Source organism: Halosimplex rubrum, from assembly GCF_013415885.1.
GTDB lineage: Archaea > Halobacteriota > Halobacteria > Halobacteriales > Haloarculaceae > Halosimplex > Halosimplex rubrum.
The window spans coordinates 4311438-4326893 of record NZ_CP058910.1 but is presented as its reverse complement, the minus strand read 5'-3'; the positions used below and the strand labels follow the sequence as shown (position 1 = coordinate 4326893).

Below are 15456 nucleotides of genomic sequence, written 5' to 3'. Positions count from 1 at the left end.
GTGTGCATGACGAATCGACAGGACGAGCGCCCGGACAACAAGGTAGAGCGGGTCGTCCGCGAGTACGAGCTGGGGGATTTGGGCCGGGAACTGGAGCGACGGTGGACGGGGGAGGGGCGGGAACGGCAGAGCCTGCGCGACCTCGCGGACTTCTTCAACCGGCGCGTGCTGGAGAGCGCCATGGACGAGGCGGGCGTCGTGACGCTACAGGGGGAACTGGAGAACATCTACGACCTGCTCACCGGCGACGACGTGACCGAGGGGGCTCGCACCCAGGCCCGCAACCGGCTCGAACGGGAGGGGATCGACGTCGACGACCTCCAGAACGACTTCGTGAGCCACTACGCCGTCCACACCTACCTGCGGGACTACCGGAACGCGGAGTACGAGGGCGGCGACGACGGCGACCAGCGCGAGAAATCCGTCGAGACCATCCAGCGACTCACCAGTCGACTGAACGCGGTCACCCGGCGCAACGTCGAGAACCTCCGGTCGACCGAGCGACTGGACGTCGGTCCCGTCGACGTGATCGCCGACGTACAGGTAGTCTGCCAGGAGTGCGGCCGCCAGGACGACCCGATCGACCTCATCGAACGGGGCGGCTGTCGCTGCCGTGTCGACGAGTAGCATTACACTCGTATGTGTGTAATTCCGCCGCGACGGCACTGGGATCGCGTGGTCTCGACGGGCGGGGGATCCGAGCGGGAGCGACGATGCAATACCTTTATCCGCCGCTGACGGCCACCGGTACACATGGGAGCGACCGATAGTAAGACGAAGTCAGTAGACGTCGCCGTCGAGAACGTCGGGGGGATCGACGCGACCGACGTGTCGTTTTCCGCGGGCGTGACGATCCTCACGGGTCGCAACGCGACGAATCGCACGTCGCTGCTGCAGGCCATCATGGCGGGCCTCGGGAGCGACAACGTCTCGCTCAAAGGTGACGCCGACGAGGGCCGCGTCGAGTTGACCGTCGGCGAGGAGACGTACACGCGGACGCTCACCCGACAGAACGGGACCGTCGTCACGAACGGCGACCCCTACCTGGAGGAGGCGGAGATCGCCGATCTGTTCGTCTTCCTGCTGGAGTCAAACGAGGCCCGGCGGGCCGTCGAACGCACCGAGAACCTGCGCGAGCTCATCATGCGGCCGGTGGACACCGCCGCCATCGAGTCCGAGATCGACCAGTTGCAGGGCGAGCGCGACGAGCTCGAGCAGCGCCTCGACGACCTCAAGTCGCTGCGCAGTTCTCTGCCGGAGCTGGAGGAGCGCCGCCAGGAGCTGGAGCGTGAGATCGAGGACAAGCGCGAGGAGCTCACCGAGAAGAAAGAGCAGATCGACGACGCCGACCAGGACGTGGGGACGACCCGCGACCAGAAGGCCGAACTCGAGGACGCGCTGGAGTCGTTCCGCGAAGCGCGCTCGGACCTCGAGGACGTGCGCTACAACCTCGACAGCGAGCGCGAGAGCATCGACGCGCTGGAGTCGGAGATCGAGGAGGTCGAGACGGAGCTCGCCGAGCTCCCCGAGGAGGTGGCGGGCGACGTGAGCGAGGTCGAGGACCGTATCGGGCGACTGCGCGACCAGCGCCAGACGCTGGACTCGACGGTCAACGAACTGCAGAAGGTGATCCAGTTCAACGAGGAGATGCTGGAGGGGACGAGCTCCGACGTGGTCGCCGCGCTGCGGGGCGAGGACGACGCCGAGGAGCTGACCGAGCGGCTCGTCGACGACCAGGTCGTCTGCTGGACCTGCGGCAGCGAGGTTGACCAGTCGGACGTGGAGACGACGCTCGACCGCATCCGCGACCTGCGCCAGTCGAAGCTCTCCGAGCGCCAGGACCTGCAGTCGGAGATAGACGACCTGAAGACCGAGAAGGCGACCTATCAGGAGAAACAGCGCCAGCGCTCGCAGCTCGAGGACCGACGCCAGCGCGCCGAGTCCGAACTGAGCCAGCGCCGCGAGCGCGTCGAGGACCTGGAGGCCGACCGCGACCGCCTGGAGGACCGCATCGACGAACTCGAGGGCGAGGTCAACGAGCTCCAGGACGAGACCCAGAGCGACCTGCTGGACCTGCACCGCGAGGCCAACGAGCTGGAGTTCGAGATCAGCCGCCGCCAGGACGACCTGGAGGACGTTTCCGAGGAGATCGAGCGCATCGAGTCCGAACTCGACCGGCGCGACGACCTCAAGGCCGAGCGGGAGGAGCTGCAGGACCGGATCGAGGACCTCCGCACCCGGATCGACCGCATCGAGACCGAAGCCGTCGACCAGTTCAACGAGCACATGGAGTCGGTGCTGGAGATGCTCGGCTACGAGAACCTCGAACGGATCTGGATCGAGCGCAAACAGGAGCGCGTCAAGGAGGGACGCCGCCGCGTCGAGAAGTCCGTCTTCGACCTCCACGTCGTCCGCTCGACGGACGACGGCACGACCTACGAGGACTCCATCGACCACCTCAGCGAGTCCGAACGCGAAGTGACGGGGCTCATCTTCGCACTCGCCGGCTATCTCACCCACGACGTGTACGAGACGTGCCCGTTCCTCCTGCTGGACTCCATCGAGGCCATCGACTCCGACCGCATCTCCCGTCTCGTCGACTACGTCTCCGAGTACGCCGAGTACGTCGTCGTCGCCCTGCTCGAAGAGGACGCCCAGGCGCTCGACGACGACTACCAGCGCGTCACCGAAGTCTGAGCCCGCTCCTCCGTCACCTCCCCCGCTGTCGTCGCTCGCTCCACCATCGTCGACTCCGCCACTGTCCGTTCTGCTACCACTCGTCCTGTCACCGTCCGTCCAGGGACCGAGCGCGCCGGTTCCCGTTCCGTTACCACAGATGTTTACTCGATACGTAGTGAATATTTAGAATCGTAGACTTCTGAAGTCGTATACGTATTCTGGTATCAATCCGGATCCGTGGCGTCCGGAACGGTGTCTCGGGTCGGATCCGGAAATACGACACGGAAGAGATACGCACGGCAGAGATCTCGACGTTTCGACTATCCTATCTGGACGACCTGTCGACGCCTTCACCGGAGCGTCCGATACCCGAAAATCGCCGTACAGCGTGGTGATACGTGCTTGAATCAGTGTTTCGAACATCCGAACGAAGGTTTCGAAAAGTGCGAAGAACTCGTACTTCATCCGAACGGGCAGATCTCGTAGTATTCTGTGATACGGATACGACTGGCGGAGATAGACGGCACGAACGGCTGGTCGGTCGGGGGACGCCGGTGAGAACAGTGGGCCGTCGTCAGGAACCGCGGGCGCGGCGCAGTCCGTTCCGGAGGGACGCGAGGGGGGCGTATCGCGACCAGTACAGCTCGGTCCCGGTCCAGGCGAGCACGGTCAGGACGGCGAGCCCGCCGAAGGCCAGGTCGGTGAACCGGACCCAGGAGGGGGCGGCGTACAGCGCGCCGTTGACGAGGAGACTCGGGGTCAGCTCTTTGAGCGCGACCCAGACGGTCTCGGCGGGGCCGCGGTCGGGGTGGACGATCTGGCCGGCCGGCGGCACGGTATCGGACCCGACGTCGGGGTTGGCCGGCTGGAACAGGGGGACGCCGACGCCCGAGCGCGAACTCGACCCGCCGGCGGTCGTGCCGCGCTCGTCCCGGATCGACCGCATGCTGTGCCCGCCCGCGCTCTCGTCGCCGGTCCCCAGTCGCTCGACGTCGTAGGGCATGCCGACGGTGTGGCTCCAGTTCACGCTCCCGTCCGGGCTGATCTCGGCGATGCGGTCGCCGTGCGTGTCGACGATCAGCGTGTTGCCGTTCGGGAGGCGGTCGGCGTCGCGGGGCCACTGGAGGCGGCTGTCCCGCCAGCCCCACGACCGGCGCCACTCGCCGTCGGCCGCCGTCGTCGCCTCGCCCGTCTCGGGGTCGACGCGCTGGTACTCCAGCAGTCGGCTGTTCTCCGAGTCGGCGACAGTGATGGCGGGGCCGCCCCGCTCGGGCGGGATGTAGTCGGGGTTGTGCTGCTCGTAGAGGATGTCGTAGTTGTCCTCTTCGCCGAGCGTCCAGTTGGCGTCGACGCCCTCGCCGGGCTCGAGGAACACGACCCGGTCCATGTTACGGACGCTAACCATGAACCGCCCGTCCGCGAGCACCTCCACGTCGTTGATGTGCGTCCAGTCGCCGGCGGCGCCGCCCACGTCGTCGGGGAAGTACGAGGAGGCGTTCCACTCGTACACCGTCTCGTCGGTCGTCACGTTCACCACGCGGACGCTGTCGCGGAGGATGTCCGCGACGGCGACGTGCGTGTCGTTGATGCGGTCCACGTCGTGCCAGCGGCCGGAGTAGATCTTCGGCGTGAGCTCGCCGTAGACGGTCTCGGTCTCGCCGGTGGTCAGGTTCACGCGCTCGAAGACGTTGTACGTACACCGGTCGGTGCTAACCGTCGCACACGCCTCGCCGTCGCGGTGTTCGGCGGCGAGGTACTCGACGGTGTAGGGTCGGCCTTCGACCGGGTCGACGTCGAAGTACACGCGGTAGTCGTCCTCGTAGTAGGCCACGTCGCCGGAGCGGTCGAACGCGACCAGCTCGGCCTGTTCGTCGGAGGCGTAGAACCCCTGGGTTCCGACGACCGTCAGGTCGAGCTGGTCGTGCTCCGCGGGGTCGACGAGGACGGGGCCGTCGGCGTCGCTGGCCGCGCCGTCCGGCGAGCCGCCGGGGTCGGTGAGCCGGGAGTCGCCCGGGCCCGCGGAGACGCCGGTCGGCGACGCTTCGGGACCCGCGACGCCGGTCGCGCCGGGCGCGGACCCGCCCGCGTCGGCGAGCGACCCGTGTGTCCGCGCGACGTTCGGTTCCGCCGTCGCGTAGCTGCTCGCTACCGCTCCCGCCGCGAGGACCAGCACGGCGGCGAACAGCGCGCGAGCGAGTCGTTTGGAGGGGCCGTCCATGTCCTACCCGTGTGTAAGGGACCGTTAAGTTTCTTTAGATCCCGCTTGCGAGTCGGTTGCGTCCGCCCGGAATCGCCGGCGTTCGGCCGAGCGTCCCGGCGCTGCGGATACTTCTCACTCCCGCGCGACGAACACGTCGCTGTCGAGGCGGTCGGTGACGCGGTCGGCGAGGGCGCGGAGGTTCTCCGTGTCGTCGCGGTTGTACGACACCAGCGTCTCCAGGGCCGACTCGTCGCCCCGTTCGTACTCCCGCCAGAGCCGGACGGCGTCCTCGCCCGAGAGGTCCGGCCGGTCGCGGTCGATGCCCGTCTCCCGCTCGATGCGTTTCAGCCCGCCGGTCAGCCCCAGCCGCCGGCAGGGGTACATCAGGTCGACGTGGGGAACCTCGACGTCCACACCGAACGCCGATTCGAGGAACGGCACGTCGAAGCGCTTGCCGTTGAACGTCACGAGCAGTTTCGCGTCGTCGAGGTGGGTCTGCAGGCGCTCGGCGGTCAGGTCCCGGTCCGCGACCAGCGCCGTCGTCTCGCCGGGGGTGTGGAGCCCGACGACCGTCACGTCGTGCCGTTGCTGGTCGAGGCCCGTCGTCTCGATGTCGAGGAAGCAGGTCTCCTCGCGGAAGTTCTCGTAACACCGCCAGTGGCTGCCGGAGGGGAACCGCTCGCGGAAGAACGCGGCGTCGCCGTCGTCGAGGCGCTCGGCGGCCGTGGCGACGAACGACTCGATGTTCTCGGCCTGCCGGGCGCCGACGGCCGACGGGTCGAACGCGTCCCAGTGGGTGACCCCCGACTCCCACAGCGACCGCTCGGTCTGCTCGCCCACGCCGTCGACCGGGATGAAGCTGTTCTCGATGCGCACAGTGGCCGATTCGTCCCCGCCGTCTTGGCCCTTTCGGGACCGCCCGAGGACTCGGTCCGCGGGCGCCCCTCGCGGCGCGATCGCCCGGCGGGCGCGCACCTCGCCGCGCCGCTTATGTGTCCCTCGTCCTAACGCTCGCCAATGGACCGACGGCTCGCGCTGGTCGCGGTGTTCGCGGTGGCGCTGGCCGGCTGTAGCGCGCTGGCTCCCGGCGGCGGGGGCGGAGCCCCGGCGGCGACCGACAGCGTGACGCCGATGGCCGTCCCGACCGACACCCCCGTCGAGACGCTGTCGCCGCCGCCGGGCGTCGCGGCCGACGGGAGCGTCTCGCCCGGCGCGCTGGTGCGGGCGCACTTCGCGGCGCTCGGCGACCGGTCGTTCAGCTGGCGCCTCGACTACCGGCGCAGTATCGACCGGTCGGCGCCCGTCGGCGGGGAGACGGCGTCGAACGCCACCGTCGACGTCGCAGAACGGCGACTGCGAGTCGGCGACGACGGGTCCTACCGCCTCACCCGGCGGATGACCGGGATGGCCGGCGGCACCGTGTACGCCGACGACACCGGCCGATACGTGCGCGGTGCGCGCTCGAACGGGTCCGGGTACCGCGTCGCCAGCGGCGACCCCGACTATCGCCACTACTTGCGGACGGGCCAGACGCTCGGCCGGTACTTCTCGGTCGACGCGTCGACCGTCTCGACGGTCGAGCGCGAGGGCCGGACCTACTACCGCGTCCACGTCACCAGTCCGCCGCGGACCCTGACGGAGGGGCACGCGAAACAGACGATCCGCGACTACGCCGCGACCGCCTACGTGACGCCCGAGGGGCTCGTCCGGGCGGTCGTCGTCGAGTACGAGTACACCCTCACCGACGACCGCGTCGCGGTGTCGCTGCGGTCGGAGTACCGCGCCGTCGGCGACACCGAGGTGTCCAGACCCGGCTGGGTCACCCACCCGGCCGGTGACGACGGGACGGCGACGGTGCGACCGTCGACGGCGGCCGCGACGCCGACCGCTGCGGTGGGGACGCCGACCTCCCCGCCGACCGCGACGACCGACGCGTCGGCGCGGACCGCGACGCACGCAGACGGAGGGGAGCGATAGATGGGCCGCACCTCCGACCCGGGGCCGGCCGGATCCGGTCGATTGCTGGCCGCCGTCGCGCTGCTGGTCGTCCTCGCGGGCTGTAGCGTCTTCGCCGGCGGGGGCGGGCCGACGCCGGCGGAGACGGTCACGCCGGCGCCGGTGCCGGAGCTGGGGTCGACCGACACGCCGGCGCCGGCGACGCCTCGGGAGCGCCTGGGCGCGTTCCCGGCGATCTCGGCGGACGGCGATATCAACGTCAGCCGGCTACACGCCGCGCACATCGCGTACCTCTCGGACCACTCGTACACGCTGGAGTGGGAGCGGCGGACGGCCGGCGGGTCCGGGACGATCACCAGGGAGTACGACCGGCGGATCGCCGTCGGAGCCGACGGGACCGTTCTGGTCCGCAACGCGGACGGCGGGACGAACACGACGGTCACCTACGCCGACCGGACCGGCGCCTACCGGCGCGTCGAGGGGCCGAACGGGACCGGTGCCGTACCCACGTCGGTGGAGTTCATCGACCCCGTCGGCCAGCGCTACGCGGAGACCGTCTCCTTCGAGGTTCTCACGTTCCTGAACGAGGGGTACGACTCGGTCGACGTGGTGACCAGCGGCGGGCGCCAGTACGCGCGGGTCGTCTCGGGCAACGTCCCGCCGCAGATCCCCGAGACCTACAGCGCCTACGCGGTCCACGACTTCGCGGCCACGCTGTGGATCGCCCCCGAGGGCTACGTCCGGGCCGTTCACTACGAGTTCGACCTGCGCAACATCGACGAGCGCATCGCCGTCGAGTGGCGCTACACCTACGACCGCGTCGGCGAGACGACCGTCGACCGACCCGAGTGGGTTCCCGAGTCCACGCCCGCCCCCTCGCCGACGCCCACCGACGACCCCGCTCGCGTCCCGCCCGAGACGGTCGCCGACGCCTCCGCCGGCGACTGATCCCGCGCGCCGACCAGTCCCGTGGTATTCCCTGACAATCACCACGTCAGCGCCGCTCACGCCGGATTCTTTTTCGCTTCCGAGTTAATTTCTCGTAAAATATCGTGAAAAGAATTATGCCCGTCGCCGGAGAACGAGGGGATATGATCCAGGTCGGCGTCAACGGATACGGGACGATCGGGAAGCGCGTCGCGGACGCGATACGCGCTCAGCCGGACATGGCGGTCGCCGGCGTCGCCAAGACCAGTCCGAACTTCGAGGCGAAAGTCGCGCTCGAACGCGGGTACCCGCTCTACGCGGTCGACGCCGAGCGGACCGCGGCGTTCGACGATGCCGGCTTCGACCTGGCCGGGACCGTCGACGAACTCGTCGCGGACAGCGACGTGGTGGTCGACGCCACGCCCGCCGGGGTCGGCGCGGAGAACGCCGAGCTGTACCGCGAACACGACACGCCCGCGATTTTTCAGGGCGGCGAGGACCCCGACGTGGCCGAGGTGAGCTTCAACGCCCGCGCCAGCTACGAGGCCGCCCGCGGCGCCGACTCCGTCCGGGTCGTCTCCTGCAACACGACCGGACTCTCGCGGCTGTTCGCGCCCATCGCCGAGGCGTACGGGATCGAGAAGGCCCGCGTCACGCTCGTCCGTCGCGGGGGCGACCCCGGCCAGACCGACCGCGGACCGATCAACGACACGCTGCCGGACCCCGTCGAGATCCCGTCCCACCACGGGCCCGACCTGAACACGGTCTTCCCGGACCTGGACGTGGACACCATGGGCATGAAGGTGCCCGCGACGCTGATGCACACTCACTCGGTCAACGTGACCCTGGAGCGCGAGGCCGACGCCGAGTCGGTCCGCGAACTGCTCGACGCGGAGTCCCGCCTGTTCGTCCTCCCGCCGGAGCTCGACATCGACGGCGCGGGCAAGCTCAAGGAGTTCGCCCAGGACGCCGGGCGCCCGCGCGGGGACTGCTGGGAGAACTGCATCTGGGGCGACTCGATCACCGTCGAGGGCCGCGACCTGTACCTGTTTCAGGCCATCCACCAGGAGGCCGACGTGGTCCCGGAGAACGTCGACGCCGTCCGCGCCGTCGCCGACACCGCCGACCGCGAGGAGAGCACCACCCTCACCGAGGACGCCATCGGCCTCGACGGCCGGATCGGCGGGACGCTGCGGGACCCGGTCGCTCGCTCGCCCGCCGTCGCCGACGGCGGCCGCGACGACGACTGACTCGCCGTCTCACACTCGATCGCCGCTCGTTCTCGATGCTCCCCGAGCGCCGCCCCTACTCGATCCCTTCCGAGAGCGTGAACCGCTCGACGTCGTCCGTGTCGGTGTCGACGACCGCGTCGGACCCCGTGTCGAGGACGACGGCGTAGTGGGGCCCGGGCGCGCCCTCGAAGGGGACGCCCCCGGGGTTGATCCGGACGGTCGACTCGTACTCCTCGTGGACGAACTGGTGGGTGTGGCCGTGCAGGACGTAGTCGTAGCGGCCGCACTCGACCAAGGCGTCGACGACGGCGCCGCTGGTGCCGTGGTAGACGACGAACTCCCGGCCGTCGACGGTCAGTTCGGCCGTCTCGCCGTGGTAGGTGCCGAAGTCGCCGACCGTGTCGGCCAGCGCCCACTCGCCGTCGTTGTTGCCCCGGACGGCGTGAAAGTCGAACGACGAGGCGAACGGCGTCGCCGAGAACGGGGCGACGATGTCGCCGCAGTGGACGACGACGTCGCAGTCCTCGCGTTCGAACGTCTCGACGGCCGCCTCGACCGCGTCCAGGTCGTCGTGCGTGTCGGAGACGATACCGAGTCGCATGGGCGGACTTCGCCCGGTCGCGCCATCAACGTGTCCCTCGACCCGCTCGCGGCGCGGCGTTCCGGGAGGCGCGGGTTCAAGAGACTCCCCGTCGAACCGCCGGCATGGACGTACTGATAACGGGCGGCGCGGGCACCATCGGCACGGCGATCACCGACGAACTCGGCGACCGCGAGGCGTACTCGTTCACCAGCCTCGACGTGGTTGAACACCCGGACGACGACGTGGACTCGGTCGTCGCCGACGCGACCAACGAGGCGGTCGTCCGCGAACACGTCGCAGCGGCGGACGCGGTGGTCCACCTCGCGCGGGTCCACATGGACGAGGGCGGTCCGAACGACCGGGCGATCGCCTGGAGCGACGAGCACCTCGAGAACCTCCGGCTCCACGCGACCGCCTACGAGGCGGCCGTCGACGCGGACCTGGACAGCTTCGTCTACGCCTCCTCGAACCACGCCGTCGGGATGTACGAGGTCGAGGCCGCCCCCGACATCTACTACGGTTCGGACTTCGAGGTCGACCACACGGTCCAGCCGCGGCCCGATTCGATGTACGGCGTCGAGAAGGTCTACGGCGAGGGCGTCGGCCGACTCGCCGCCGAGACGACCGACCTCTCGGTGTACGCCCTGCGGATCTGCGCGGTCCGCGACCCCGAGTACGACCACCCCTACGGCGACGCCCGGCGCGGCGTCGACGGGGGTCGCTTCGAGCCCGACTCGGCGGCCTACGACGAGCAGGTCGCCCGGATGCACTGCATGTGGCAGTCACGCCGGGACATCGCCCACATGGTCGAGCGCTGTCTCGCCGACGATTCGGTCTCCTTCGACGTGTTCTACGGCGTCAGCGACAACGAGAACCGCTGGTTCGACATCGACCACGCCCGCGACGTGATCGGCTACGACCCCCGCGACTCCGCCGACGAGTGGGACGCCCCGCCGTCCTGACCGCCGCGGGACCGCTCCGGCGGTCTCACCCCGCTCCGACCCGCCGACTGCGACCCGGCGACGATCGGGAGAGATTAACTCGTCGCCGAGTCATTTTATTTCACGTCTCGGAGAAAGAAATTTATTGACTCGGACCAAGCGGAACACATGGGAGACACCGGCGGAGACTGGACGCGGCGGCACGCACGGCTCACCTGGGAGGGTAAACAGGGTGGCACGCCACCGGAAAACGGAGGGGGATCCGGCGGGCGGGTCGTCCGTGCGGACCCGCGCGCCGACGACTGGAGCGCGCGACACGCCTGGTGTCGCCGCGCCTGACGCCGCTCACTCCCCTTCGCGCAGTACCTCGACGCCGACCAGCCGCTCGCCCGTCAGCGCGCGGATGTACGCGCCGCCGGCGATCGAGACGTGCCCGAAGTCGTCCTCGCTCATCCCGTACAGCTCGATGGCCCGGGAGGTGTCGCCGCCGCCGACGACCGAGAAGCAGTCCGTCTCGGCGATGGCTTCGAGGACGCCGACGGTGCCGTCGGCGAACCGTTCGTCCTCGAACAGCCCCAGCGCGCCCTTAACGAAGACGGCCTCCGAGTCCTCGATAGTGGCGGCGTACTCCGAGACCGTGTTCGACCCCACGTCGAGAAAGGCCCGGTCTTTCTCCTCGATATCGAGCACCTCGATCTCCGCCCGCTCGCCGTCGTCGTCCTCGAACGCCAGATCGAGCGCCAGCCGGATCTGGTCGCCGTAGTCGTCGAGCAGACTACCGATCGTCGCCTCGTTCTCGGCCCACTGGTCGTCGAAGAGATCCATCCCCTCGATGTCCCGGCCGACGGGGACGCCGTCGGCCCGGAGGAACAGCTCGCCCGCGATCCCGCCCAGCAGGAAGGTGTCGACCTTCTCCTCCAGGGCGGTCATCACGTCGATCACGTCGGTCGCCTTCGTTCCGCCGACGACCATCGTCACCGGCCCGTCGAACTCCCGCTCGGCGATGGCCGTGTTGGCCTCGTACTCGGTCTCCATGACGCGGCCGGCGTAGGCGGGCAGCGCCAGCGGGAACCCCACGAGCGAGGCGTGGCTGCGGTGGGCCGCCGAGTAGGCGTCGTTGACGTAGGCGTCGAACGCCGGTGCCAGCGCCCGCACGAACTCCGTCTCGGCTTTCGTCTCGGGGTCCTCCTCCGGCAGCTCCTCGTCGCACATCCGCGTGTTCTCCAGCAGGAGGATCTCCCCGCCGTCGAGGTCCTCGATAGCGGCGAGCGCGTCGTCGCCGAAGGTGTCGGCGACGAACCCGACCGGCTTCCCGACGTGTCGTCCCAGGATGTCGGCGTGCTGTTCCAGAGAGACGAACGTCTCGCGACCGGGGCGGCCCTGGTGGGCCATGCAGACGACGGCGCAGTCGCGGTCGGCGAGTTCGCGCACCGTCTCGGCGTGGCGGTCGAAGCGGCGGTTGTCCCGTACCTCGCCGTCTTCGACGGGGGAGTTCAGGTCGAGCCGTACGAGCACGCGCTGTCCGTCTTCGAGGTCGTCGAGGGTCTTGAACGAGGCCATGTGTCTGTTCGGACCGTCGCCCGGCGACGAGAAAAAACCGACCGTTCGCACGGCGGACTCAGTCCAGTGCGGCGGCGAGGACGACGGCGAGGGCGGCGCCCGACCCGGCGCCCAGCCCCGCGAGGGCTCCGCCCGGAAGCGACCACGGTTGGACCGCGAGCGCGAGCAGGGCACCGGCGACGCCGCCGAGGCCCGCGCCGCTGGGGACCACCCACTGTAGTCGTCCCGCGCTGTTCCACTCGTCCGGCCGTCGACCGAGTTTCGCTCGGAGGGACATCGCTGTCGGCGCGTAGACGCGGACGGCAAAAAGCGGTTGGGTGTTCGACAGGATCAGTACTCGGTGACGAACTCGGCCACGTCGAGCATGCGGTTGGAGAAGCCGTACTCGTTGTCGTACCAGGTGAGGATCTTCGTCATGCCGTTCACGACGTTGGTCGACTGGAGGTCGACCTGCGAGGAGTAGGGGGTCCCCTGGATGTCCGTCGAGACGACCTCGTCGTCGGTGACGCCGAGGACGCCCTCCAGGTCACCGGCGGCGGCCTCGCGGAAGGCGTCGTTCACGTCGGCCTCGGTGACCTCCTCGTTCAGGTCGACGACGAACTCGGTGATCGAGCCGTTCGGGACCGGGACGCGGATGGCCATGCCGTCGAGTTTCCCCGCCAGTTCGGGCAGGACCTCGGTGGCGGCCTGGGCGGCGCCGGTGGAGGTCGGGACGATGTTCTCGGCGGCGGCGCGGCCGCGTCGGGTCTTGGACTTGGGGCCGTCGACGAGGTTCTGCGACCCCGTGTAGGCGTGGACGGTCGTCAGCTGGCCGGCCTCGATCCCGAACTGCTCGTCGAGCACCTTCGCGACGGGCGTGATGGAGTTGGTCGTGCAGGAGGCGTTCGAGACCACGTCCTCGCCGTCGTACTCGTTGTGGTTGACGCCGTAGACGATCTGTTTGACCGGCTTCTCCCCCTTCGGCGGCGCCGAGATGACGACCTTGTCGGCGCCGGCGTCGAGGTGTTTGCTCGCGTCGTCGTAGTTGCGGAAGATGCCGGTCGCCTCGAAGGCCACGTCCACGTCCAGCTCGTCCCACGGGAGTTCGGCGGGGTCGGTCTCCCCGTGGACGGAGGCGCCGAAATCGGTGCCGTCGACGGTCATGACGCCCTCGTCGAGGGTCACGCCGTCGAGGGTCCCCATCACCGTGTCGTAGCGCGCGAGGTACTCCATGTCCTCGTCGTCCATCACGTCGTTGATGCCGACGACCTCCACGCGCGGGTCCCCAAGCGACGCGCGGAAGACGTTGCGTCCGATGCGGCCGAAGCCGTTCAGACCGATGCGTACGGTCCCCTCGTCGGATTCACTCATGCTGAATGCACAGTCTCCCGAGACGAGTATAGAGTTTTCGAATACGGAACAGGCGGATCGTTCGTTCACGCACGGTGACCGCGGTCCCGGCCGCCGCAGTCGGGCCGTGCGGGCGCGACGGGGCCGGTCACGGGCGGCGGCGCTCGACCCGGATCCCCCGGTCGCGTTCGGCCCGTTCTCGGAGGCGTTCGACCCGCTCGTCGGTCGCGGGATGGGTCGACAGCAGCCGCGTCAGCGGTCCCTCCTCCTCGCCGTCGACGTACAGCGGGGAGAGCAGCGACCACGGTCCCTCGCCCGCGCGTTCGATCTTCCGGAGCGCCCGCGCCAGCGCCAGCGGGTCGCCGGTCACCGCCGCCGCGCGGTCGTCGGCCGCGAACTCCCGGCGCCGCGAGTGGGCCAGCAGCGCCAGCGTCAGCGCGAAGAAGGCGAGCGACACGGAGCCGACGACCGCCCGCTGAAGCTTGCCCGGGACCGTCCGCGTCCACGCCTCGGGCCGCCCGCGGATCCACGCCACCCCGCGGGCCAGCCCCGCCGCGACGACGAGCACCGGCGCGAGTGCAAGCACCGCAAGCCCCGACAGCGTCTGTAACACGCTGTATCCGACCGTCTGGACCAGGCTGTCCTTGCGCTCGATGTGGGCCAGTTCGTGGGCCACGATCGCCGACAGCTCGTCGAAGGTCAGGATCGAGAACAGCCGCCGGTCGACGACGACGTGGCCCGGACCGAACCCGCCGCCCAGCGCCAGCGCGTTCGGCCGCCCCATCTCCGCGACCAGCACGTCCGGTCGCTGGATGCCCATCGCGTCGCTGAAGCCCCCGAGCCGCCGGTAGAGCATCGGTGCTCGGCCCTCCGGGAGTTCCCACACCTGCAGACTCCGGAGGATCTGGGCGGTGCCGACCCGATAGCTGACGAACGCGAAGACGACCGTCAGCACCGCCAGGTACAGCGCCAGCGTCCCCAGCGACGGCCGGATCGACCAGACCGCTCGCGCCAGTCCGTAGGCGAAATAGGCGCCGGCCAGATACACCGCCAGCGTCAGCACCCCGACGACGGCCATCAGCCCGCGCAACACCCAGCGCATATCGGATCTCGGTGTGGGCGCGTGAAAACGCTTGCCTGCGGATGGTCTGTGTCACGGCGATGGCGACCGAACGCGAGACGTTCGCACGAATTGGCGGCGTTCAGTAGAGGTAGTGGAGCTAGCGGTGCGGTCGGCGCGTGCTGTCGAGCGTGCTCGAACCCTGTGAGAGCCGCTCGAAACAGCCGCGCGAGGGATGAGGCGCGCAGGAGCTTGCGACGAGCACCGAATCGGCTGGGGAGGCTCGTGGCCGGCCGCGGTGCTGTGCGGGGTGATTGCGGTGTGGTGCTGTCCCTGGCGGACTGAAAGGGCGAGGCGCGCTTGCGTTTATTCAGTCGCCTGAGCGGGTACTATCCGCGCGGGCCGTGCGAAGAGCGCGGATATCCCGCCTCAGCGACCGCAAGCGGGTCGAGGGCTTTCAGCGCTAACCGTCGTCCGCGAGCGCCGCTCGACTTCCGTCCACACCGAATCGAACAGAAACAGCCGGCACAACTGAGACACGAACGGACCACGATGATCGAATCGGCCCACACGCTCATACCGTTCGGTCCCCACGTTCGGCGCATGGACGGGGACACGATGCTGAATCTGGTTGGCGCGGCCATCGTCGTGGCCGTGGTCGGGGGGCTGGTCGTCGTGGGACTGAACATCGCGGGCGGGAGTGGAGACACGGAAGCCCCGGAGGTGAACTGGACCGTCGAGCGGGTCAACGACACGGCCGTCCGGATCACCCACGCCGGCCGCGAGCCGGTCCGAACGGACGACCTCACGGTGCGCGTCGAGAGCTACCGCCGGGCGGCCGACTGGAGCGACCCTGTGACCGAATCCGACAGCACGGTCGTCCAGGCGAGCGAGGGGTCGATGCTCCGGATCGTGTGGGGTCCGGGGCGAGGCGAGGACGTGATCATGCACAGCGAACGGGTCTGAACGAGGCGGTCTCTCTCGCCGGA

14 protein-coding genes are annotated in these 15456 nt (G+C 69.4%); 7 read left to right on the top strand and 7 right to left on the bottom strand.

The features are described 5' to 3' along the window. Nucleotides 1-6 precede the first annotated feature (6 nt). Both rdfA and HZS55_RS21695 read left to right on the top strand, forming a co-directional pair. On the top strand, nucleotides 7-627 hold the full coding sequence (gene rdfA / locus HZS55_RS21700; protein WP_179909610.1) for a rod-determining factor RdfA: 621 nt from the start codon (nucleotides 7-9) through the stop codon (nucleotides 625-627). A gap of 126 nt (nucleotides 628-753) precedes the next feature. Continuing rightward, nucleotides 754-2697 (top strand): archaea-specific SMC-related protein, encoded by a 1944-nt coding sequence (locus HZS55_RS21695; RefSeq protein WP_179909609.1) that lies wholly within the window; start codon nucleotides 754-756, stop codon nucleotides 2695-2697. 556 nt (nucleotides 2698-3253) lie between these two features. Here HZS55_RS21695 and HZS55_RS21690 read toward each other — a convergent pair. Together HZS55_RS21690 and HZS55_RS21685 are read right to left on the bottom strand one after the other, a co-directional pair. Beyond that, nucleotides 3254-4897, bottom strand: coding sequence for an arylsulfotransferase family protein (locus HZS55_RS21690; RefSeq protein WP_179909608.1), 1644 nt, complete (start codon nucleotides 4895-4897; stop codon nucleotides 3254-3256). Nucleotides 4898-5011: 114 nt separating this feature from the next. Beyond that, nucleotides 5012-5755, bottom strand: coding sequence for a ribonuclease H-like domain-containing protein (locus HZS55_RS21685; protein ID WP_179909607.1), 744 nt, complete (start codon nucleotides 5753-5755; stop codon nucleotides 5012-5014). Between the two features lie 141 nt (nucleotides 5756-5896). Between HZS55_RS21685 and HZS55_RS21680 the strand changes: the two genes are divergently transcribed. The 3 genes from HZS55_RS21680 to HZS55_RS21670 all read left to right on the top strand — a co-directional run bounded on the left by HZS55_RS21680 (nucleotide 5897) and on the right by HZS55_RS21670 (nucleotide 9012). Then, nucleotides 5897-6856 carry a hypothetical protein gene (locus HZS55_RS21680; protein ID WP_179909606.1) on the top strand — a complete coding sequence of 320 codons (960 nt, stop codon included), beginning with the start codon at nucleotides 5897-5899 and terminating at the stop codon, nucleotides 6854-6856. Next, a complete protein-coding gene (locus HZS55_RS21675; protein WP_179909605.1) occupies nucleotides 6857-7783 on the top strand; it encodes a DUF7537 family lipoprotein in 927 nt (308 codons plus the stop codon). Between the two features lie 143 nt (nucleotides 7784-7926). Continuing rightward, complete coding sequence (locus HZS55_RS21670) at nucleotides 7927-9012, top strand: type II glyceraldehyde-3-phosphate dehydrogenase (RefSeq protein WP_179909604.1); 1086 nt, start codon at nucleotides 7927-7929, stop codon at nucleotides 9010-9012. A gap of 55 nt (nucleotides 9013-9067) precedes the next feature. On the opposite strand, the gene HZS55_RS21665 is transcribed toward HZS55_RS21670, so the two are convergent. Further along, nucleotides 9068-9595 (bottom strand): metallophosphoesterase, encoded by a 528-nt coding sequence (locus HZS55_RS21665; RefSeq protein ID WP_179909603.1) that lies wholly within the window; start codon nucleotides 9593-9595, stop codon nucleotides 9068-9070. Nucleotides 9596-9699: 104 nt separating this feature from the next. Here HZS55_RS21665 and HZS55_RS21660 point away from each other — a divergent pair, with 104 nt between their 5' ends. Further along, entirely contained in the window at nucleotides 9700-10539 is an 840-nt protein-coding gene (locus HZS55_RS21660; protein ID WP_179909602.1) for an NAD-dependent epimerase/dehydratase family protein, read from the top strand. Between the two features lie 324 nt (nucleotides 10540-10863). Here the strand turns inward: HZS55_RS21660 and HZS55_RS21655 are convergent, their stop codons facing one another. The 4 genes from HZS55_RS21655 to HZS55_RS21640 form a co-directional block, all read right to left on the bottom strand. Beyond that, nucleotides 10864-12078 carry a phosphoglycerate kinase gene (locus tag HZS55_RS21655; RefSeq protein ID WP_179909601.1) on the bottom strand — a complete coding sequence of 405 codons (1215 nt, stop codon included), beginning with the start codon at nucleotides 12076-12078 and terminating at the stop codon, nucleotides 10864-10866. A gap of 58 nt (nucleotides 12079-12136) precedes the next feature. Further along, entirely contained in the window at nucleotides 12137-12355 is a 219-nt protein-coding gene (locus HZS55_RS21650; RefSeq protein ID WP_179909600.1) for a hypothetical protein, read from the bottom strand. A gap of 53 nt (nucleotides 12356-12408) precedes the next feature. Then, on the bottom strand, nucleotides 12409-13428 hold the full coding sequence (gap, locus tag HZS55_RS21645; protein ID WP_179909599.1) for a type I glyceraldehyde-3-phosphate dehydrogenase: 1020 nt from the start codon (nucleotides 13426-13428) through the stop codon (nucleotides 12409-12411). Nucleotides 13429-13555: 127 nt separating this feature from the next. Then, nucleotides 13556-14509 carry a M48 family metallopeptidase gene (locus tag HZS55_RS21640; RefSeq protein ID WP_179909598.1) on the bottom strand — a complete coding sequence of 318 codons (954 nt, stop codon included), beginning with the start codon at nucleotides 14507-14509 and terminating at the stop codon, nucleotides 13556-13558. Between the two features lie 561 nt (nucleotides 14510-15070). On the opposite strand from HZS55_RS21640, the gene HZS55_RS21635 reads away from it, so the two are divergent. After that, nucleotides 15071-15433: a hypothetical protein gene (locus HZS55_RS21635; protein WP_179909597.1), complete on the top strand. Its 363-nt coding sequence runs from the start codon at nucleotides 15071-15073 to the stop codon at nucleotides 15431-15433. Nucleotides 15434-15456: the final 23 nt, after the last annotated feature.

Excerpts from the sequence above, each read along its gene's own strand:
- gap (WP_179909599.1), bottom strand. The coding sequence starts at position 13,428 with ATGAGTGAATCCGACGAGGGGACCGTACGCATCGGTCTGAACGGCTTC.
- rdfA (WP_179909610.1), top strand. The coding sequence starts at position 7 with ATGACGAATCGACAGGACGAGCGCCCGGACAACAAGGTAGAGCGGGTC.
- HZS55_RS21665 (WP_179909603.1), bottom strand. The coding sequence starts at position 9,595 with ATGCGACTCGGTATCGTCTCCGACACGCACGACGACCTGGACGCGGTC.
- HZS55_RS21640 (WP_179909598.1), bottom strand. The coding sequence starts at position 14,509 with ATGCGCTGGGTGTTGCGCGGGCTGATGGCCGTCGTCGGGGTGCTGACG.
- HZS55_RS21635 (WP_179909597.1), top strand. The coding sequence starts at position 15,071 with ATGGACGGGGACACGATGCTGAATCTGGTTGGCGCGGCCATCGTCGTG.
- HZS55_RS21680 (WP_179909606.1), top strand. The coding sequence starts at position 5,897 with ATGGACCGACGGCTCGCGCTGGTCGCGGTGTTCGCGGTGGCGCTGGCC.
- HZS55_RS21675 (WP_179909605.1), top strand. The coding sequence starts at position 6,857 with ATGGGCCGCACCTCCGACCCGGGGCCGGCCGGATCCGGTCGATTGCTG.
- HZS55_RS21655 (WP_179909601.1), bottom strand. The coding sequence starts at position 12,078 with ATGGCCTCGTTCAAGACCCTCGACGACCTCGAAGACGGACAGCGCGTG.
- HZS55_RS21695 (WP_179909609.1), top strand. The coding sequence starts at position 754 with ATGGGAGCGACCGATAGTAAGACGAAGTCAGTAGACGTCGCCGTCGAG.
- HZS55_RS21660 (WP_179909602.1), top strand. The coding sequence starts at position 9,700 with ATGGACGTACTGATAACGGGCGGCGCGGGCACCATCGGCACGGCGATC.
- HZS55_RS21650 (WP_179909600.1), bottom strand. The coding sequence starts at position 12,355 with ATGTCCCTCCGAGCGAAACTCGGTCGACGGCCGGACGAGTGGAACAGC.
- HZS55_RS21670 (WP_179909604.1), top strand. The coding sequence starts at position 7,927 with ATGATCCAGGTCGGCGTCAACGGATACGGGACGATCGGGAAGCGCGTC.
- HZS55_RS21690 (WP_179909608.1), bottom strand. The coding sequence starts at position 4,897 with ATGGACGGCCCCTCCAAACGACTCGCTCGCGCGCTGTTCGCCGCCGTG.